At 64.3% G+C, this 18,300-nt stretch carries 18 protein-coding genes and 1 pseudogene; 8 read left to right on the forward strand and 11 right to left on the reverse strand.

Annotation, left to right across the window (positions count from 1 at the left end; translation table 11 throughout):
• The first annotated feature begins 20 nt into the window (after positions 1 to 20).
• The 3 genes from IVB46_RS30530 to IVB46_RS30535 are packed head-to-tail and all read left to right on the forward strand — an operon-like array spanning position 21 to position 526.
• Positions 21 to 179 carry a hypothetical protein gene (locus tag IVB46_RS30530; RefSeq protein WP_247310695.1) on the forward strand — a complete coding sequence of 53 codons (159 nt, stop codon included), beginning with the start codon at positions 21 to 23 and terminating at the stop codon, positions 177 to 179.
• A 4-nt stretch (positions 180 to 183) separates the two neighbouring features.
• Complete coding sequence (locus IVB46_RS44945; RefSeq protein ID WP_014495518.1) at positions 184 to 309, forward strand: hypothetical protein; 126 nt, start codon at positions 184 to 186, stop codon at positions 307 to 309.
• 55 nt (positions 310 to 364) lie between these two features.
• Positions 365 to 526: a hypothetical protein gene (locus IVB46_RS30535; protein ID WP_247310709.1), complete on the forward strand. Its 162-nt coding sequence runs from the start codon at positions 365 to 367 to the stop codon at positions 524 to 526.
• Positions 527 to 544: 18 nt separating this feature from the next.
• Here the strand turns inward: IVB46_RS30535 and IVB46_RS30540 are convergent, their stop codons facing one another.
• The 6 genes from IVB46_RS30540 to IVB46_RS30565 form a co-directional block, all read right to left on the reverse strand.
• Positions 545 to 1,438 carry a LysR family transcriptional regulator gene (locus IVB46_RS30540; RefSeq protein WP_247310710.1) on the reverse strand — a complete coding sequence of 298 codons (894 nt, stop codon included), beginning with the start codon at positions 1,436 to 1,438 and terminating at the stop codon, positions 545 to 547.
• Positions 1,439 to 1,513: 75 nt separating this feature from the next.
• A complete protein-coding gene (locus IVB46_RS30545; protein WP_247310711.1) occupies positions 1,514 to 2,233 on the reverse strand; it encodes a haloacid dehalogenase type II in 720 nt (239 codons plus the stop codon).
• Positions 2,234 to 2,375: 142 nt separating this feature from the next.
• Positions 2,376 to 3,377 (reverse strand): class II fructose-bisphosphatase, encoded by a 1,002-nt coding sequence (gene glpX / locus IVB46_RS30550; protein ID WP_063983497.1) that lies wholly within the window; start codon positions 3,375 to 3,377, stop codon positions 2,376 to 2,378.
• Positions 3,378 to 3,516: 139 nt separating this feature from the next.
• Positions 3,517 to 4,833, reverse strand: coding sequence for a homoserine dehydrogenase (locus tag IVB46_RS30555; protein ID WP_247310712.1), 1,317 nt, complete (start codon positions 4,831 to 4,833; stop codon positions 3,517 to 3,519).
• A 30-nt stretch (positions 4,834 to 4,863) separates the two neighbouring features.
• Positions 4,864 to 6,084 carry an LL-diaminopimelate aminotransferase gene (locus IVB46_RS30560; RefSeq protein ID WP_014495524.1) on the reverse strand — a complete coding sequence of 407 codons (1,221 nt, stop codon included), beginning with the start codon at positions 6,082 to 6,084 and terminating at the stop codon, positions 4,864 to 4,866.
• A gap of 209 nt (positions 6,085 to 6,293) precedes the next feature.
• Positions 6,294 to 6,569, reverse strand: coding sequence for a hypothetical protein (locus IVB46_RS30565; protein WP_063983499.1), 276 nt, complete (start codon positions 6,567 to 6,569; stop codon positions 6,294 to 6,296).
• A 253-nt stretch (positions 6,570 to 6,822) separates the two neighbouring features.
• On the opposite strand from IVB46_RS30565, the gene phaC reads away from it, so the two are divergent.
• Both phaC and IVB46_RS30575 read left to right on the forward strand, forming a co-directional pair.
• A complete protein-coding gene (phaC, locus tag IVB46_RS30570) occupies positions 6,823 to 8,628 on the forward strand; it encodes a class I poly(R)-hydroxyalkanoic acid synthase (RefSeq protein WP_247310713.1) in 1,806 nt (601 codons plus the stop codon).
• A 63-nt stretch (positions 8,629 to 8,691) separates the two neighbouring features.
• A complete protein-coding gene (locus IVB46_RS30575; RefSeq protein WP_063983501.1) occupies positions 8,692 to 9,090 on the forward strand; it encodes an MAPEG family protein in 399 nt (132 codons plus the stop codon).
• A 19-nt stretch (positions 9,091 to 9,109) separates the two neighbouring features.
• Here the strand turns inward: IVB46_RS30575 and IVB46_RS30580 are convergent.
• The 4 genes and pseudogenes from IVB46_RS30580 to IVB46_RS30595 form a co-directional block, all read right to left on the reverse strand.
• Positions 9,110 to 9,696, reverse strand: a pseudogene (locus tag IVB46_RS30580) (class I SAM-dependent methyltransferase).
• A gap of 14 nt (positions 9,697 to 9,710) precedes the next feature.
• Positions 9,711 to 10,757, reverse strand: coding sequence for an N-acetyl-gamma-glutamyl-phosphate reductase (argC, locus tag IVB46_RS30585; RefSeq protein ID WP_063983503.1), 1,047 nt, complete (start codon positions 10,755 to 10,757; stop codon positions 9,711 to 9,713).
• A 96-nt stretch (positions 10,758 to 10,853) separates the two neighbouring features.
• Entirely contained in the window at positions 10,854 to 11,840 is a 987-nt protein-coding gene (argC, locus tag IVB46_RS30590; protein ID WP_247310714.1) for an N-acetyl-gamma-glutamyl-phosphate reductase, read from the reverse strand.
• Positions 11,837 to 12,505: an FMN-binding negative transcriptional regulator gene (locus tag IVB46_RS30595; protein ID WP_208086635.1), complete on the reverse strand. Its 669-nt coding sequence runs from the start codon at positions 12,503 to 12,505 to the stop codon at positions 11,837 to 11,839. The genes argC (IVB46_RS30590) and IVB46_RS30595 overlap by 4 nt, the downstream gene beginning before the upstream one ends.
• A 415-nt stretch (positions 12,506 to 12,920) precedes the next feature.
• On the opposite strand from IVB46_RS30595, the gene IVB46_RS30600 reads away from it, so the two are divergent.
• Complete coding sequence (locus tag IVB46_RS30600) at positions 12,921 to 13,922, forward strand: MBL fold metallo-hydrolase (RefSeq protein ID WP_247310715.1); 1,002 nt, start codon at positions 12,921 to 12,923, stop codon at positions 13,920 to 13,922.
• Positions 13,923 to 13,962: 40 nt separating this feature from the next.
• Here IVB46_RS30600 and IVB46_RS30605 read toward each other — a convergent pair whose 3' ends face one another.
• Positions 13,963 to 14,493, reverse strand: a complete 531-nt coding sequence (locus IVB46_RS30605; protein ID WP_247310719.1) for a DedA family protein — start codon at positions 14,491 to 14,493, stop codon at positions 13,963 to 13,965.
• 271 nt (positions 14,494 to 14,764) lie between these two features.
• On the opposite strand from IVB46_RS30605, the gene parE reads away from it, so the two are divergent.
• On the forward strand, positions 14,765 to 16,810 hold the full coding sequence (gene parE, locus IVB46_RS30610) for a DNA topoisomerase IV subunit B (RefSeq protein ID WP_208071610.1): 2,046 nt from the start codon (positions 14,765 to 14,767) through the stop codon (positions 16,808 to 16,810).
• A 429-nt stretch (positions 16,811 to 17,239) separates the two neighbouring features.
• Complete coding sequence (locus tag IVB46_RS30615; RefSeq protein WP_167767882.1) at positions 17,240 to 18,022, forward strand: porin family protein; 783 nt, start codon at positions 17,240 to 17,242, stop codon at positions 18,020 to 18,022.
• The last annotated feature ends 278 nt before the right edge of the window (positions 18,023 to 18,300 follow it).

The following is an 18,300-nucleotide window of genomic DNA, read 5'->3' on the forward strand; positions in this document are numbered from 1 at the left end:
ACGAACACAAGGAGGCGACCATGACCACGACATCACCGAGCGAAGCGTCATTCTCCCAATCGCTGCTGAGCTGGATCGCCTGGCGGGTATCCCGGACGATGGCTGCGATGCGGCCGGTGCATCATGCCACCGAGATCGCGGCCGCAGCCGCGGCGAGCAATAATCCCTCGGGGGCGTGACATCATGCAGACCGCTCAGACGGCAAAGACCACCCCGCTGCAATTGGCGCTGGCCTGGAGCTTTGCGGGCATCCCCCTGCTCGCGGGCGTGATCCAGACCCTGCTCAATGCCATGAAGCTGTTTCAGTAGGCGGCGAATGCGTCCCACGAACAAGCGTGCAACGCTTCTCAGCGGAGCGCGACGGTTGATAACCGACGAAGGCTTCACCATCACCGTGCTGGCTACGGTGATCGCCGCTGCAGTCCTCGCCGTCGGCTTCGACGCGACTGCGGACATCGTCGTCGCGACGCTCGCACTTGGCGCGGTGACGGCGCTCGCCGAGACCCGCCTGCACCGGCGCGGATAGATCCAGTCAAACGAGCCGTCAGCGGCGCTTGCGCGCGCCACGCGCCGGCGGTTCCGTCACGCGCCGGGTCTGCTCGGCGGCGAGGTCGCGCATGATCGCTATCGCGCTCTGCACATGGTCGTCGGGCTGGTCGACCGAATAGACGACATAGGCCGGCATCGAGAATTTCGGCGCTCCCACCACCAGGTGCAGCCGCCGCGCCTTCAGCAGCGGCTCGACGATCCGGTGCGCAAAATAGCCGGAGCCACCGTTGGCGAGAACGTGCTGCAGCCCGAGCCAGCCGATGTTGGCGGTCAGCGCAGGCCCCGCGAAATTGGGAAAGACGGCGCTGTGGCGGGCGTAGAATTCCGGCCCCCAGTCGACATAGACGTAGCCATCCTGCGGCTCCGGATCGCTCCTGGGATTGGTCGACACCAGCACGAGCTGCTCCTCGATCAGCAACTCGACCTTGAGGCCGGGGCGGCTTTGCGGGGTGTACATCACGCCGATGTCGATGCGTCCCTCGACCAGCCCCTGCATCAACTCGGGCTCAAGGGCGCTCTCGGCCCGGATGGAGATCTGAGGATTGGCCTCCTGCATGCGCGGCACCCAAAGCAGCAGGAACTCCTCCCACAGGCCGATGCGGCCGCCGACCACCAGCGCCCCGCTAAAGCCCTTGGGGAGGCCGACGTCGTGGCGGGCCTGCTCGACGGTGCGAACAAGCGTCGAGGCATGGCGCTGAAATTGCCGCCCGGCCACCGTGAGCGTCGCGCCCGCCTTGTTGCGCACGAACAGCGTGCAGCCGAGCAGCTCCTCGAGCGAGTGGATCCGTGTGCTGACGGTGGACTGGCTGACGTGTAGCCGGTCGGCGGCGGTGATGAAATTGCCGGTCGCGACCACGGTCAAGAATGTACGCGCGAGCTCGGTATCCAAGGGCGCACCTCACACATCGACATTGTCGATATGAAAGGCGCTGTCTTGAAGGATGTCAAACAGAAGCAGTGCCGCTCAGCAGCCGAGCTTGTCGGCGACCCCGCCAAAGTCCTTCGCGACGATGTCCCAGTTGCCGGTCGCCTCGAAATCGACCTTCTGGAGGGGGCCGTATTCGGTCGGCCGCGCCACGAACGCGGTCTTCAGCCCGTTCTTCTGGGCGGCGGCGAGATCGCCGTTGTGGGCGGCGACCATCATCACCTGCTCCGGCTTGAGGCCGAGCAGGCGCGCGGCGCCGAGATAGGTCTCGGGATCGGGCTTGTAGTGCTCAAACAGCTCGGCCGACATGATGAGGTCCCACGGCAGGCCTGCGAACTTCGCCATGTTGGTGAGCAGCGCGACGTTGCCGTTCGACAGCGGCGAGATCGCGAATTTGGTCTTGAGGCGCGTCAGGCCGGCGACGCTGTCGGGCCAGGGATGCAGACGGTGCCAGCCCTTGGTGATGTAGTCGAGGTCGGCCTCGGTCAAACCCTTGATCGCGAACTTCTCGACCAGCTTGTCCAGGGAGCGGCGGTGCAGGACGTCGAGGATGACATAGCCACGTTCGGGGTGCTTGCGCACGTCATCCATGGCGGCCGTGTACATGCCGCGCCAGCCGTCGACCAAAGCGGTCCAGTCGGCGGAGATGCCGCGGCCCTTGCCCCACCACATGAGGTCGGTGATCAGGCTGGTGCGCCAGTCCACGACGGTGCCGAACACGTCGAAGACCAGCGCTTTGACGGAGGAGAGATCGGACATGTGCGCTTCCTCTTTTGTTGTTCTTGTCATTCCGGGGGGCGCGTCAGCACCAACCCGGAATCCAGAAGTTATGGCGCGAGATTCCGGTTTCTCCGGGCCGCGCGCTTTGCGCGGTCCCGTCGCCCCGGAATGACGAAGCGCGTCAGCCCAGGTAAAACTTCTCCAACTGCCGGTGCTCGGCCTTGATGTAACGCACGGTGCCGGTGACGGAGCGCATCACGACCGTCTCGGTCTCGATCACGCCGTCCTTGCGGAACTTGACGCCCGACAGCAACGAGCCCGTGGTGACGCCGGTGGCGGCGAACAGGCAGTCGCCGCGCGCCATGTCCTCGATGCCGTAGATCATCTTGGGATCGTTGACGCCCATCTTGGCGGCGCGCTCGCGCTTCTCGTCGGAATCGAGGATCAGGCGGCACTGCATCTGGCCACCGATGCAGCGCAGCGCCACGGCCGCGAGCACGCCTTCCGGCGCGCCGCCGGTGCCGAGATACATGTCGACGCCGGTGTTATCGGGGTCGGCGCAGTGGATCACGCCGGCCACGTCGCCGTCGGTGATGAGGCGGACGGCGGCGCCGGTCGAGCGCACGCTCTCGATGATGCTGGCATGGCGCGGGCGGTCGAGCACGAGAACGGTGATGCCTTCCGGCTGGACACCCTTGGCCTTGGCGAGGCGGCGGACGTTGTCGGCGGGCGAGGCATCAATTTCGACAACACCCTTGTCGTAGCCGGGACCGATCGCGAGCTTCTCCATGTAGACGTCAGGAGCGTGCAGCAGCGTGCCGCCGTCGGCCATCGCCATGGTGGCAATCGAGCCCGGCATGTTCTTGGCGCACAGCGTGGTGCCTTCGAGCGGGTCGACCGCGATGTCGACCTGCGGGCCGGCGTTCATGCCAACCTTCTCGCCGATGAACAGCATCGGCGCCTCGTCGCGCTCGCCCTCGCCGATCACGATGGTGCCCTCGATCGGCAGCTTGTTGAGCTCGCGCCGCATGGCGTCCACCGCGGCCTGGTCGGCCGCCTTCTCGTTGCCGTGCCCGCGCAGCCGCGCCGAAGACACCGCCGCCCGCTCCGTCACCCGCACGATCTCCAGCGTGAGGATGCGCTCGAGCAACGCGTGCGGCGGGACTGAAATATGGGTCGACATCGGCTAACTCCTTCGGAACAGTTTTGGACGGAAATCTCCGCCCGCATCAACTCGTAACACCCACAGTTCGTTCGAACCGTGTCCTATTGTTTGAGCATGACCTTTCCGGAAAACCTCTTCACACTTTTCCGGGTCATGCTCAGTTCTTCTCGATCCGGATCACCTGTGGCCGTCCGCTGATCACCTTGTCCTTCTGCACGGCCGCGAGCGCGCGTCGCACGGCGTCCTCATGCGTCGCATAGGTGATCAGGATGACGGGCACGGGCACCGCCTTGCCGTTCGCCGGCGCAGCGCCGCCATTGGGATGACGCTGCACGATCGACTCGATCGAAATCTTCTGCTCCGCGAGCCGGGTCGCGATCGCGGCCGCAGTGCCCGGGAAATCCCGCGCCAGCAGGCGGATATAGTAGCCGCCCTCGTGCCGCTCCATCGGCGCTTTCTTGGTGTCGCGCAGATGCGAGATCGGCCGGCCGAACGGATTGGCGCGGATGCCGCGCGCAACGTCGGCGATGTCGGCGACGACGGCGGATGCGGTCGCAGCACCGCCGGCACCGGGGCCGACCAGCGTGATCGGAGGAATGCCCTCGCCATCGATCGTGACCGCATTGGTGACACCCATCACCTGCGCGATCGAGGAGGATTTTGGAACCATGGTCGGGTGCACGCGCTGCTCGATGCCCTTGGCGGTACGGACGGCAACACCGAGCAGCTTGAGCCGGTAACCGAGATCGTCGGCCGCGCGCAGATCTTCCGGCGCGATGGATGAGATACCTTCGACATACACAGCGCTTTGAGCAACTTTCGTGCCGAAAGCGAGGCTGGCGAGAATGGCAAGTTTTTGCGCGGTGTCGTGGCCATCGACGTCGAAGGACGGATTGGCCTCGGCGTAGCCGAGCCGCTGCGCATCCTTGAGGCATTCGGCGAAGGACAGGCCCTCCTGCTCCATCCGCGTCAGGATGTAATTGCAGGTGCCGTTGAGGATGCCGTAGACGCGGGTGACGCCGGTTCCGGCAAGCCCTTCGCGTAACGTTTTGATGACAGGGATCGCGGCACCGACCGCTGCCTCGAAATTCAGCGCGCCGCCGTGCTTTTCGGCGGCCTTGGCAAGCCTCAGGCCGTGCTTGGCGAGCAGCGCCTTGTTGGCGGTGACGACCGACTTGCCCGCATTCAGTGCCGCTTCGACCGCAGAGAGAGCGGGATCACCGGCGCCGCCCATCAGCTCGACGAAGCAGTCGATGCCGGGATGCGTGGCCAGTGCCATGGGGTCCCTGACCCATTCGACACCACGCAGATCGACGCCGCGCTTCTTCGCCTTCGAGCGCGCGGTGACGGCGACGACGCGAATGCCGCGGCCGCTGCGGCCCGCGAGCACGCGGGCCTGGGTCTCGATCAAACGGACAACTTCGGCGCCCACGGTGCCGAGCCCCGCTATGCCCACTTTCAGGGGTGCAACCATGATGCTTTAGAAAACCTGCCGAAGAGAAACTTAACGCCGATTGGCGAGCGGAACGACGTTGTGCAACGTTTCGATGCCGCTTTCAAGGAAGCGCCGCACGCCGCGCGCGGCCTGCCTGATCCGTTGCTCGTTTTCCACCATGGCGATGCGGACATATCCTTCACCGTGCTCGCCGAAGCCGACGCCGGGCGAGACCGCGACGCCGGATTTCTCCACCATCAGGGTTGCGAACTGCATGCTGCCGACGCTGCGGAAGGCCTCCGGCAGCGGCACCCAGGCGAACATCGAGGCTTCCGGCGGCGGGATCTCCCAGCCGGCGCGGCCGAATGACTCCACCAGCGCGTCGCGGCGCTTGCGGTAGGTATCGCGCATCTCCTTGATGCAATCGTCGGGGCCATTCAGCGCGGCAGTCGCGGCGACCTGCACCGGCGTGAAGGCGCCGTAGTCGAGGTAGGATTTGACGCGGGCGAGCGCGGCGATCACGCGGTCGTTGCCGACCGCGAAGCCCATGCGCCAGCCGGCCATCGAATAGGTCTTCGACATCGAGGTGAACTCGACGGTGACGTCGATCGCGCCGGGCACCTGAAGCACCGAGGGCGGCGGGTTGTTCTCGTCGAAATAGACTTCGGCATAGGCGAGATCGGACAGGATCAGGATCTCGTGCTTCTTCGCGAACGCGACGAGGTCCTTGTAGAAATCGAGGCTCGCGACATAGGCGGTTGGGTTCGAGGGGTAGCAGACGACGAGCGCGAGCGGCTTCGGGATCGAATGCACGATCGCCCGTTCCACCGCCTCGAAGAATTGCGGCGTCGGCTCCGAGGGCACCGAACGGATCACGCCGCCCGCCATCAGGAAGCCGAAGGCGTGAATCGGGTAGCTCGGGTTCGGGCAGAGGATGACGTCGCCGGGCGCGGTGATCGCCTGCGCCACATTGGCAAAGCCCTCCTTCGAACCGAGTGTCGCCACGACCTGGGTGTCGGGGTTGAGCTTCACGCCGAAGCGGCGGGCGTAATAAGCGGCCTGAGCCCGGCGCAGCCCGGGGATGCCGCGGGAGGCCGAGTAGCGGTCGGTGCGCGGCTTGCCCAGCGTCTCCTTCAGCTTCTCCAGCACATGCGCCGGCGCCGGCAAGTCCGGATTGCCCATGCCGAGGTCGATGATGTCGGCGCCGGCATTCCGCGCGGCTGCCTTGGCCCGGTTGACCTGCTCGAACACGTAAGGCGGAAGGCGGCGGATGCGGTAAAACTCTTCCATGGCTCTCTGGGCTCCGGGCAACCGGTCAGGACAGAATCGACCGGCCATGACAGCCGCTCGGGAAAGCTCTCGCCCCCTCGCGAAAATCACTCAAAATCAAACGCTTAGAGCAATATTCGACGGCAGGAGCTGAAGTCGTTCGCCCTGACTCTCGGCTGAACTGAGGTCTTTTAGCACGGCATGGCGGGGGCGCCAGCGATTACGCCGCGTTACTTGGCGTCTTTTGCGGCAACGGATTGGCGGTCGCGCGCGGCGGCCAGCTCGGCTTCGATCTTGGCGCGCTGGTCCGGCGGGATGATTGCCTGATCACGATCCGGTGGCAGATCGTGCACCGGAAGGTACGAGCCGGGCTCCCTGGGATGGGCCTGCGCATCAGTAGGGGTATAGTCAGCCAGCTGACTCGAGCAGCCGCCCAAGGCAAGCGCCGCCATCAGCAGCGCGCCACAGATCGGCAGCGACTTTTGCAGGTCCCTCAACGCCAACACTTGGGAAATCCCCTACTCGTCCCAACGCAAGGCTGCCGGAGCTTAACCCGACAACCTGCCCAAGCTCAAACCATTGCTGCCCACAAATGGTACGAGCGAGAATACTTCCAAGGCCCACTGCGGAAGAGGTGCACGCTGATTGTGACAAAACCAAGGGGCTTTGTCGCAGTGCAGCACATGTTGGAGCTTGTTTAACGCCAAACATGCGAGCTTCGCGGTGACGAATACAGAATGAATCGTTACTGTTCTGCTCATGAGTACCGCCACGACCGACACGCCCAAACCCGAGACGAAGTTCGATGCGGAAGCCTTCGCGATGAATGTCGCGCGGGCGATGGAGAGCGGCGGCAAGGCGCTCGCCGCGTATCTGAAACCACGCGAGAGCGGCGACGTGCAGGATCGCCCGCCGGCCGAGCTTACGGAAGTGGTCAAGGCCTTCACGTCGGTCGCCCAATACTGGATGTCAGATACATCCCGCGCGTCCGATCTGCAGACCAAGCTCGCCAAGGATTATCTCGACCTCTGGGGCTCGGCGGCGCGCCGCATGGCTGGCCAGGACGCTTCACCCGCGATCGCGCCCTTGCCGCGCGACAAGCGCTTTGCCGATCCGGAATGGAAGTCGAACCAGTTCTTCGACTTCATGATGCAGCTCTATTTGCTCACGACCAAATGGGCGCAGGAGCTGGTGCACGACGCCGAGCTCGACCCGCAGACCCGCCGCAAGGCGGAGTTCTACGTCCAGCAGGTCACCAACGCGATCTCGCCGTCGAACTTCGTCCTGACCAATCCGGAAGTGCTGCGCGAGACGGTGGCGAGCAGCGGCGAAAATCTCGCACGCGGTCTGAAGATGCTGGCCGAGGACATCGCGGCCGGAAAGGGCATGCTGAAGATCCGCCAGTCCAATCCGGACAATCTCGTCGTCGGCGTCAACATGGCGACGACGCCGGGCAAGGTGATCTACCAGAACGAGATGATGCAGCTGATCCAGTATTCGCCGACCACGGAGAACGTGCTGCGCACGCCGCTCCTGATCGTGCCGCCCTGGATCAACAAGTTCTACATCCTCGATCTCAAGCCGGAGAAATCCTACATCAAGTGGTGCGTCGACCAGGGCATCACCGTGTTCGTGATCTCATGGGTCAATCCCGACAAGCGGCTCGGCAACAAGAGCTGGGAAGACTACATGAAGGAAGGCCCGCTCACGGCGATGGACGTGATCGAGAAGGTCACCGGCGAGTTGAAGGTGCACACCGCCGGCTATTGCGTCGGCGGCACCATGCTCGCGACCACGCTGGCCTGGCTCGCCGAGAAGCGCCGCCAGCGCGTGGCGTCGGCGACGTTCTTCGCCGCGCAGGTCGACTTCACCCATGCCGGCGATCTCCTGGTGTTCGTCGACGAGGACCAGATCGCGGCCCTCGAGCAGGACATGAAGGCGGCCGGCGTGCTCGAAGGCTCGAAGATGGCGATGGCCTTCAACATGCTGCGCTCCAACGATCTGATCTGGTCCTATGTCGTCAGCAACTATCTGAAGGGCCAGCAGCCGAGCGCGTTCGACCTCTTGCACTGGAATTCGGATGCGACGCGCATGACCGCGTCGAACCATTCCTATTACCTGCGCAATTGCTACCTGGAGAACCGGCTCTCCACCGGCACCATGGTGCTCGACAACACGCTGCTCGACCTCTCCAAGGTCAAGGTGCCGGTCTACAACCTCGCCACCCGCGAGGACCACATCGCGCCGGCCGAATCGGTGCTGTACGGCTCGCAGTTCTTCGGCGGCCCGGTAAAATACGTCCTGTCCGGCTCGGGCCACATCGCCGGCGTGGTCAACCCGCCCGCCTCGAACAAGTACCAGTACTGGACCAACGACAACGTCAAGGACATCAACGTCGCCGAGTGGATGAAGGGCGCGGTGGAGCACAAGGGCTCGTGGTGGCCGGACTGGCGCGAATGGTTGGGCGGGCTCGATCCCGAGGAAGTCCCGGCGCGCGCGGTCGGCAGCGAGGCCCTGCCCCCGATCGAGGACGCGCCCGGCAGCTATGTCAGGGTTCGCGCATAGCGGACTCGCCCGCGCTTTCGTATAGACTCGCTCTCAACGCAGCGAAGACACAGGGGACGGACCATGACGCGCGAATTGTTCTGGCTGACACTGACGGTGATCCTGACCGGGATCCTCTGGATTCCCTACACCATCAACCGCTGCCAGGTTCGGGGGCTCAGTGGCGCCTTGGCCAATCCCTCGCGCGCCGACAAGCCGCAAGCTGAGTGGGCGAACCGCCTGATGTTCGCGCATGACAACGCCGTCGAAAACCTCGTGCTGTTCGCGCCGCTGGTGCTGATCCTGAACGCGATCGACTATTCCTCGAAATGGACCGTGCTCGCCTGCGCGGTCTATTTCTGGTCGCGTGTCGCGCATCTGATCGTCTATGCGCTCGGAATCCCGGTGTTCCGGACTCTCGCCTTCACCGTCGGTTTCCTCGCCCAGGCCGTGCTTGCGCTGGCAATCTTCAAGGTGCTCTAGAAATCGGGTCTCTTAGGGATCAGGCCCTGCGTACGACGAGGTTCAGCATGTTGGCTGGCGTCTCGTCGAAACTCTGGATCACGTTGGTGTCCGACGACAGCGTGATCCACGAACCTGCGCTGGCGTAAGTCATCTCGAGCCACTCCCGCGAGACGCAGCTGTAGTAGCGCCCGAGGCTGTCGCGGCCATCGTCCTCACCATCTTGTAGCTGGCGTAGAACACGCCTGATGGCTTGAGCGCACGGTGGATCTTTCCAAGGATGCCGGCGAGTTCGTCGCGTGGCACATGCAGCAGACAGGCGCTCGCCCAGACGCCGTCATAGGCCTCGTGCGCATCCAGCTGGTCGAACCGCATCGCCTCGACGGGATGACCAAGCCGGCGCGAGGCGATCTCGGCCATTTCGGGCGAGCCATCGGTCGCACGCACTGAAAAACCTTCGGCGAGCATCACTGCGGAATGATTGCCGGCACCGCAACCGAGCTCGAGGATCGCGCCTCCCGGCGGCAGCAGGGCGAGAAAGCCCCGCAACCGCGTCGATGCGGCCTTCGCCCAGCCGGCATAGGCCTCGGCGTTCTGCCGGTAGAATTGCAAGGTCGCTTCGTCCACCGCAGTACCTCGTGTCATGGAAACAGCGCGATCTGCTCCAACCCCGCCGTCTCGGGCAGCCCGAACATCAGGTTCATGTTCTGGATCGCCTGCCCGGCCGAACCCTTCACCAGATTGTCGAGCGTGGAAATCACGATCGCCCGGTTCTTGATGCGGTCGGCGACGACGCCGATCTGCACATAGTTGGAGCCGCGCACATTCTGGGTCTGCGGCAGCACGCCCTTCCTGGCGACATGCACGAAGGGCTCGTTGGCATAAGCCTGCTCCAGCGCGCTTCGCAGATCGTCCGGCGTCGCGCCGTTGAGCTTGACGTAGGAGGTGCAGAGTTCGCCGCGCGCCATCGGAATAAGATGCGGCGTGAAGTTGATCGTCACTGCGGAACCGGCGGCGACGCCGATCTCCTGCTCGATCTCGGGCGCGTGCCGGTGGGTGCCGACCGAATAGGGCGACAGCCCCTCGCCCGCCTCGCTGAACAACGTGTTCTGTTTCAGCCCGCGGCCGGCGCCGGTGACGCCCGATTTCGCGTCGATGACGATGTCGTCGACGTCGATCAGCTTGGCTTTCGCAAGCGGCACCAGCGCGAGCAGCGCCGCCGTGGGATAGCAGCCGGGACAGGCGACCAGCCGCGCCGACGTGATCTTCTCGCGATAGAATTCGGTGAGACCGTAGACCGCTTCGCCCTGCAGTTCGAGCGCCCGGTGCTCATGGCCGTACCATTGCGCATAGGTGCTCTTGTCCCGCAGCCTGAAATCGGCGGACATGTCGAGGACCTTGATTTTGGGATTTGCCTTGAGGACCGCGGCGATGATTTCCTGCGTGGTGCCGTGCGGCAGTCCGCAGAACACCGCATCGAGCTTGCTCCAGTCGACCTTTTCCCATTCCACGAGTTTCGGCAGGTCCAGCATGAAAAAATGCGGAAACACGTCGCCCATCGACTTGCCGGCATGGGTGTTGGCGGTGAGCGCGACGATCTCGGCATTCGGATGCCGGGCCAACAGGCGCACCGCATCGGCCCCGGTGTAACCGGAGGCGCCGAGAATGCCGATCTTCTTCGAGCTCATCACGCGTACCTTTCAGGCGTCATTTGATCGTCTTGCCGGGGTCGAAAGTCGCATCGTCGCTTCGTCCACCGGGCTGGCCTCCCGAGCAACGTTCGATCAGCTATTGTCGGCAAGGCCCAACATCAGCCGCATGTTCTGCACGGCCGCACCCGAGGCGCCCTTGCCGAGATTGTCGAGCCGCGCGACCAGCACCGCCTGGTGATATTTGTCGCTGGCGAAGACGTGGAGCTCGAGCGTGTTGGTCTCGTTGAGCGCCTCCGGCTCGAGCTTGCCGCCCTTGGTCGCCTCGTTCTGGAGCGGCATCACCGCGACATACTTTGAGCCGGCGTAACGCTTGGCCAGCGCGGCCTGAAGGTCCGCACCGCTGGGCTTGCCTGGCAGCGCGTCGAGCTGGAGCGGCACCGAGACCAGCATGCCCTGCCGGTAGTTGGCGACCGAGGGAATGAAGATCGGCCGCCGCGTCAGTTTCGAATAGAGCTGCATCTCCGGCAGATGCTTGTGCTCGAAGCCGAGGCCGTAGAGCTCGAAGGACGGCGCGCTGCCGTCTTCAAAGCTCGCGATCATCGACTTGCCGCCGCCGGAATAGCCGCTCACCGCGTTGACGGCGACGGGATAATCGGGCGGCAACAGACCGGCATCGACGATCGGCCGCAGCAGCGCGATCGCACCGGTCGGATAGCAGCCGGGATTGGAGACCTTCTTCGCGGCCTTGATCTTGCCGGCCTGGTCCGGCGTCAGCTCCGGAAAGCCGTAGGCCCAGTCGGGCGCGACCCGGTAGGCGGTGGAAGCGTCCAGCACCTTCGGCCCTGCGGTGCCCATGCTGTCGACCAGCGCCACTGTTTCCTTCGCGGCATCGTCAGGCAGGCAGAGGATGACGAGATCCACCTCCTCCATCAGCGCCTTCTTGGCCGCGGGGTCCTTGCGCTTGTCGTCGGCGATCGTCTTCACCGTGACGTCGCTCTGGAGCTTCAGCCGCTCATTGATGCCGAGCCCGGTGGTGCCGGAGCCGCCGTCGACGAAGACGGTGGCGGGCTTCTTGGCCGCGCCGGTGGTCGGGGCCTTGGTGGTTTCGGTGAGGCTCATGGCGCGCTCCTTTCGAGCATGTTGGTTTCGTTCGCGAAGGCCTCCGGCCTCACGTCCTGCATCAATTGTGCAATCTCTCTGGCGTCGGCTTCGGGTTGCGCACCGAGCGCGTTGGCGATCGCGGTGTAGTCGGCGTCCGATTTGTGCTGGTTGAGCTTGAAGCTGCCTTCGACCTCTTCAACCGTCATGACCAGACCCACGATCCCCTTCTTCAACGCTTCCAGCCGGCCTGCCGTCATCTTCGCCGATGTCCACGGCGCTTTCGGCAACAGCCAGCTCTCGAACTTGTCGCTCAGCGTGTCGATCTGCACCGCCAGCTGATCGTCCGACAAGAGGCGCACCGGCCCGCTCAGATGCACCGACTGGTAGAGCCAAGTCGGCACCTGATCCGGCGAGACGTACCAGTCGGGCGATACATAGGCATCGGGGCCGTTGACCGCGAGCAGCCAGGAGGTCGCGCCGTCCGCCAGCTTTAGCAGCGGATTGTGACGGGCGACATGAAAGGCGGCCTGCGGCGTGCCGTCAGCGGCGTAAGTCAGGTAGAACGGCAGCGGCGAGGCGACCGGCTTGTGGCCGTCGAAGGCGCACATCGTGCCGAAGCCGCGCTCCTCGGCGAATTTCAGGCTCGCGGCGCGGTCCTGCTTGAAAAAGGGTGGCGTGTACATCGTGGTCTCCTGCTGGGCCTCCTCGGGGGGCCGCCGGATCAGATCGCGCTGACAGGAGAGAGAGAATGCCGCGGATCGGATCCAGCGGCAAAGACGATGATCTCAAACGCGATCGACCGCCCAAACCGCTAAAGAGCGGCGGCGGCGACGGGCGAACAGGATGGTCGCGGCGTTGATCATGGCGCGCGGCTATAAGGCCAGAGGGTTCCAGGGTCAAGTCCAAATCGATGGGGCGTGACGGCTGCCGCACCTCGTGACGGCAGGATGCCGCAGGAGTGACGGCAGGATGCCGCACTGATGTCATCGGGTCGCAGCGGAATTTCCCTTAAACATGGGGGTTCCCGAGAGAGGACCGGCGCGCCACAACCCCGCCGGTTCGTGCCTTTCGTTCGCAACCCAGCCCCAGGACATCGCCATGACCGAGATCACCCGTCGCGCAACGCTAGCCGGCGCCGCCGCCTCGGCGCTCCTGCCCTTCGTGAAGACCTCGCCCGCGAGCGCCGCCGCGCCCCCGGCCGCGACCCAGAATGCGAGCTTCTACCGCTACAATGTCGGCACCCACCAGATCACCGTGGTCTGCGACGGCGTCGCGACCGTCAACCTGACGGACAATTACGCGGCCGGCGCCAGCAAGGACGACATCAACAAGATCTTCGCCGAGAACCATCTGCCGACCGACAAGGTCACCCACACCTTCAATCCGGTCGTCGTCAACACCGGACCGAAGCTCGTCGTGATCGATACCGGTCTCGGGCCCGACCAGTTCACGCAGACCAAGGGCAAGGTCGGCCAGTTCCACAACAACCTTGCGGCGGCCAGCATCGACTGCGCGGCAGTCGACACCGTCATCATCTCGCACTTCCACGGCGACCACATCAACGGCCTGCTCGCGGCCGAGAACAAGCCGGCCTTCCCCAACGCCGAGATCATGGTTCCGGCAGTGGAATGGAAGTTCTGGATGGACGACGGCGAGATGAGCAAGGGGACCGGCAATCCGATCCTCGAAAGCAACTTCAAGAACATCCGCCGCGTGTTCGATGCGCTCGGTCGCAAGGTCACGCAATACGAATCCGGCAAGGAAGTCGCGCCCGGCATCAGCTCGGTGGCGAGCCCGGGCCACACGCCGGGACACAACTCCTTCATCGTCGCGTCCGGCGCGGAAAAGGTACTTGTGCAGGTCGACATCACCGCAGGCGCAGCCTTCCTGTTCGTGAAGCACCCCGAATGGAACATCGCCTCCGACGTCGACAAGCCGCTGGCGCAAGAGACGCGGCGGAAGCTCTACGACATGGCGATTGCCGAGAAGATGCCGATCCAGGCCTTCCATGCCGCCTTCCCCGGTCTCGTCCGCGTCGAGAAGGAGAAGGATGGTTCGGGCTATCGCTGGATTCCGTCGATCTGGAACGCCTCGCTTTAGGCTCTGCCGTATCCGCTGACCGGGCGGCCGAGCTGCCCGGTCAGATCACGCGCCAGATCCATTCCGTGATCTTCGCGATCACGTCGCCAAAAAGCAGCAGTGCCGCGGACCAGACCAGCGCCGAGATGAAATTGGCGGCCTGAAAACTCCAATAGGGCATCTCGAAAATGCCGGCTGCGAGCGGCACCGAGGCGCGCAAGGGGCCGAAGAAGCGGCCGATGAAGATGCTGGGCACGCCCCAGCTCCGCACGAAGGCTTCGCCCCTGGGCAGCAGTTCCGGGTAACGCGAGAGCGGCCACATCTGCGCGACCTGCTCCTTGTAGCGATAGCCGAACCAGTAGGAGACCCAGTCGCCGAGCGCAGCACCGATGCCGCCGGCGATCCAGACCGGATAGAAGCTGATGCCGCTCGCCCCGATCAGCGCGCCGATCGCAACCAGCGCTCCCCAGGCCGGGATCAGCAGCGAGATGAACGCCAGCGACTCCCCGAAGGCGAGCAGGAACACGATCGGGGCCGCCCAAGCCTGGTGAGCGCGCACGAAATCGGCCAGCGCGTGCGCGTACTGCTCCATTCCAGATTGCCTTCCCGCCCCGTCACGGTCCTGTCAGATAAAAGGACTGGTAAGCCAAGGACTTGTGTGACATCAAGTCACAAAGCCGGGCCTGAGCCGGGCCCAGGTGTCAAATTGCCGGGAATTGGTGGGGCCTGCGGCGTAAAATCGCCGGGATTGGCTCCCACCCACACCCGCCGGGCGGACCTGCGGTGACCTTTGCAGGCCAGCCGTGGCATAGTCGGCCCAACCGATTCGCCGCCATCGCGGCCATCAAAGTGCATCAAAATATATGTCCAAGCAGTTGAAGCCAAAAGCAAAAGACGATTTTTTCGGCGGCGATGAGCCGAAGTCGCGTGCGCCCGCCAAGGCGGCTTCGCGCGGGACCGGCGGCGAAGCCGACTACACTGCGGCCGATATCGAGGTGCTCGAAGGCCTGGAACCGGTGCGCCGCCGGCCCGGCATGTATATCGGCGGCACCGATGAGAAGGCGCTGCATCACCTCTTCGCCGAAGTCATCGACAACTCGATGGACGAGGCGCTGGCCGGGCACGCGACCTTCATCGGAGTCGAGCTCAGCGCCGATGGGTTCCTGACAGTCACCGACAACGGCCGCGGCATCCCGATCGATCCGCATCCGAAGTTTCCGAAGAAGTCGGCGCTCGAAGTCATCATGTGCACGCTGCATTCGGGCGGCAAGTTCGACTCCAAGGTCTACGAGACTTCCGGCGGTCTGCACGGTGTCGGCATCTCCGTGGTGAACGCCCTCTCCTCGCTGCTCGAGGTCGAGGTCGCGCGCAGCCAGAAGCTCTACCGCATGACATTCGAGCGCGGGCACCCGAAGGGCAAGCTCGAGGATCTCGGCAAGATCAACAACCGCCGCGGCACCCGCGTGCGCTTCAAGCCCGACACCGACATCTTCGGCGCCAAGGCCGCATTCAAGCCGCAGCGCCTGTTCAAGATGACGCGCTCGAAGGCCTATCTGTTCGGCGGCGTCGAGATCCGCTGGAACTGCGCGCCCGAGCTCCTGAAGGGCGTCGAGGACGTGCCGGCGGAAGCAACGTTCCATTTCCCCGGCGGCCTCAAGGATTACCTCGCCGCTGCGATCCACGCCGACACGCTGGTGCATCCCGACATCTTCTCGGGCAAATCGGGCCGCAACGGCGCACACGGCGCCTGCGAATGGGCTGTCGCCTGGACCGCGGATGCCGACGGCTTCCTGTCCTCCTATACCAACACGGTGCCGACGCCCGATGGCGGCACGCACGAATCCGGCCTGCGCAGCGCGCTGCTGCGCGGCCTGAAGGATCACGCCGAGCGCGTCGGCCAGGGCAAGCGCGCGTCATCCATTACGTCGGAAGACGTCATGGTGGGCGCGGCCGTGATGCTGTCGGTGTTCGTGCGCGAGCCTGAATTCCAGGGCCAGACCAAGGATCGTCTCGCCACCGCCGAAGCGCAGCGCATCGTCGAACAGGCGATGAAGGATCCGTTCGACCACTGGCTGTCGGGCAATCCGAACATGGCCAACCGGCTGCTCGACTTCGTGATCGACCGCGCCGAGGAGCGGCTGCGCCGTCGCCAAGAAAAGGAAACGGCACGCAAGACCGCCGGCAAGAAGCTTCGCCTGCCCGGCAAGCTCGCCGACTGCACCGATGCCGGCACCGACGGCTCCGAGCTCTTCATCGTCGAGGGTGACTCGGCAGGCGGCAGCGCCAAGCAGGCCCGTGATCGCAAGACGCAAGCGGTGCTGCCGCTGCGCGGCAAGATCCTCAACGTCGCCTCGGCCGGCAAGGACAAGCTGACGGCGAACGCGCAGCTCTCCGACCTCGTGCAGGCGATCGGCTGCGGCCAGCTTTTGCAATATCGCGAAGAGGATCTGCGCTATCAGCGCATCATCATCATGACCGACGCCGACGTAGACGGCGCCCACATCGCCTCGCTCCTGATCACCTTCTTCTACCGGCAGATGCCGCGGCTGATCGACGAGGGCCACCTCTTCCTCGCGGTGCCGCCGCTCTACAAGCTGACCCATGGCTCGAAGTCCGTCTACGCACGCGACGACAAGCACAAGGAGACGCTGCTCAAGAGCGAGTTCAACGCCAACGCCAAGGTCGAGGTGAACCGCTTCAAAGGTCTCGGTGAGATGATGCCGGCGCAGCTCAAGGAAACCACCATGGATCCGCGCAAGCGGACGCTGCTCAAGGTGGTGCTGCTCGCCGACGACCGCGACACCACGGCGGATTCGGTGGAGCGCCTGATGGGCACCAAGGCCGAGGCGCGCTTCGCGTTCATCTCGGACAAGGCGGAGTTCGCGAGCGAGGAGCTGCTGGACGTCTGAGGCAGTCTTCTGACGTCACGCACAAAGCCCCGGCCGACACCGGGGCTTTTTTTGTTTGCGGCTGCTCGCGGAGGCGCCCGACCCAGACCGCGTCCGCTACCCGACTCATCTTGGGGCGGAACGACTCGGCCAACGACTCACCGGCGCCAAGGCTGAGGCAGGATTGCTACCATTTCGGACAGAGCCGGATTTGCTAACGAGAAGTTACCGGAATTCGATCTTCGGAAAATGGCGCAACATATTGTAATAATAGAGCTATTTTTGATTTCGGCGATCCCGCCCGGAATCCTCGCCGAGCGGCGTTTCCCGGCGACTGTGCCTGTCCGGCAACAGCATTTCGGCGGAAAGCAGCTATAGTCCGGGCATCAGATCAATCGGACTTCAGTGCGCTCGCGCCTGCCGGACAGACCAAAGCTTGGGGATTTTGAAATGAAGAAGATTTTGCTCGCACTCACCGCGGTTGCCGCGATGACCGGCTCGGCGTCGGCGGCCGATCTGGCTGCCCGTCCCTACGTGAAGGCCCCGCTTCCGGCGCCCGTCGCCAACTGGACCGGCTTCTACATCTTCGGCGGTGGTGGTGGTGGCCTCTCGAACTCCGATCAGTCCGTCCAGACCACGGTCGGCGCGGTTCCGCTGACGATCGGCCAGCGCCAGGGTGGCTCGGGCTGGTTCGGCACCGTCGGTCTCGGCTATGACTGGCAGGTCAGCAGCACCTGGGTCGCCGGCGTGTTCGCTGACGGTCAGTTCGGCAGCATCCGTGGCACGGTTCAGGATCCCTTCTTCGGCATCACCGGCTCGCAGAAGCTGGAAGACTCCTGGGCCGCTGGTGTGCGCCTCGGCTATCTGGTTGCTCCGAACGTTCTCTCCTACGTCAACGGCGGTTATTCCGGCGCTCACTTCGGCCAGACCAATTTCCTGACGCTGGCCGGCGTTCCCGCTGGTGCCCACCTCAACAGCTACAACCGCAATGGTTGGTTCGTTGGCGGCGGCGTCGAGAACAGCCTGAACATCTTCGGCATCTCTTCGCCCGGCTGGTTCATGAAGACCGAATATCGTTCGGCCTTCTACAACGCCAAGACCCAGGACGAACTGATCGACGGCACCAACCTCCCGACCGGCAACAGCATCCGCGCCAACAGCTGGAACCAGACGATCTCGACCTCGCTGGTCTACCGCTTCAACTGGACCGGTCCGGTCGTCGCGAAGTACTGATCTGATCTGAAATTCAGACGTCAAAGCCCCGGCATTGTCCGGGGCTTTTTCGTTGCGGCTTCTGTTTTGCGGAGTTCAAGGCTCGATACATCGAGAGCTCCGGTGCGCGGTGCCCCAGCGGGTCGTGCCAGTCCGGAGGCGTCGCCTCAAGCTCTGCGTTCCCAATTCATATGTACCTGACCGGCAACAGCTTTTTGGCTGGAACCGCCTATAGCTTGGTCATCCGATGACTCGAAGTTCAGCGCGCGCGCCGAACAGACCAAGGTTGGGATTTGATC

The organism is Bradyrhizobium sp. 61, from assembly GCF_023073075.1.
GTDB lineage: Bacteria > Pseudomonadota > Alphaproteobacteria > Rhizobiales > Xanthobacteraceae > Bradyrhizobium > Bradyrhizobium barranii.

What these genes read in the sequence shown, in the direction of transcription:
- IVB46_RS30530 (WP_247310695.1), top strand. Translation starts at nt 21, where the DNA reads ATGACCACGACATCACCGAGCGAAGCGTCATTCTCCCAATCGCTGCTG.
- IVB46_RS44945 (WP_014495518.1), top strand. Translation starts at nt 184, where the DNA reads ATGCAGACCGCTCAGACGGCAAAGACCACCCCGCTGCAATTGGCGCTG.
- IVB46_RS30545 (WP_247310711.1), bottom strand. Translation starts at nt 2,233, where the DNA reads ATGTCCGATCTCTCCTCCGTCAAAGCGCTGGTCTTCGACGTGTTCGGC.
- glpX (WP_063983497.1), bottom strand. Translation starts at nt 3,377, where the DNA reads ATGTCGACCCATATTTCAGTCCCGCCGCACGCGTTGCTCGAGCGCATC.
- IVB46_RS30555 (WP_247310712.1), bottom strand. Translation starts at nt 4,833, where the DNA reads ATGGTTGCACCCCTGAAAGTGGGCATAGCGGGGCTCGGCACCGTGGGC.
- IVB46_RS30560 (WP_014495524.1), bottom strand. Translation starts at nt 6,084, where the DNA reads ATGGAAGAGTTTTACCGCATCCGCCGCCTTCCGCCTTACGTGTTCGAG.
- phaC (WP_247310713.1), top strand. Translation starts at nt 6,823, where the DNA reads ATGAGTACCGCCACGACCGACACGCCCAAACCCGAGACGAAGTTCGAT.
- IVB46_RS30575 (WP_063983501.1), top strand. Translation starts at nt 8,692, where the DNA reads ATGACGCGCGAATTGTTCTGGCTGACACTGACGGTGATCCTGACCGGG.
- argC (WP_063983503.1), bottom strand. Translation starts at nt 10,757, where the DNA reads ATGAGCTCGAAGAAGATCGGCATTCTCGGCGCCTCCGGTTACACCGGG.
- argC (WP_247310714.1), bottom strand. Translation starts at nt 11,840, where the DNA reads ATGAGCCTCACCGAAACCACCAAGGCCCCGACCACCGGCGCGGCCAAG.
- IVB46_RS30595 (WP_208086635.1), bottom strand. Translation starts at nt 12,505, where the DNA reads ATGTACACGCCACCCTTTTTCAAGCAGGACCGCGCCGCGAGCCTGAAA.
- IVB46_RS30600 (WP_247310715.1), top strand. Translation starts at nt 12,921, where the DNA reads ATGACCGAGATCACCCGTCGCGCAACGCTAGCCGGCGCCGCCGCCTCG.
- IVB46_RS30605 (WP_247310719.1), bottom strand. Translation starts at nt 14,493, where the DNA reads ATGGAGCAGTACGCGCACGCGCTGGCCGATTTCGTGCGCGCTCACCAG.
- parE (WP_208071610.1), top strand. Translation starts at nt 14,765, where the DNA reads ATGTCCAAGCAGTTGAAGCCAAAAGCAAAAGACGATTTTTTCGGCGGC.
- IVB46_RS30615 (WP_167767882.1), top strand. Translation starts at nt 17,240, where the DNA reads ATGAAGAAGATTTTGCTCGCACTCACCGCGGTTGCCGCGATGACCGGC.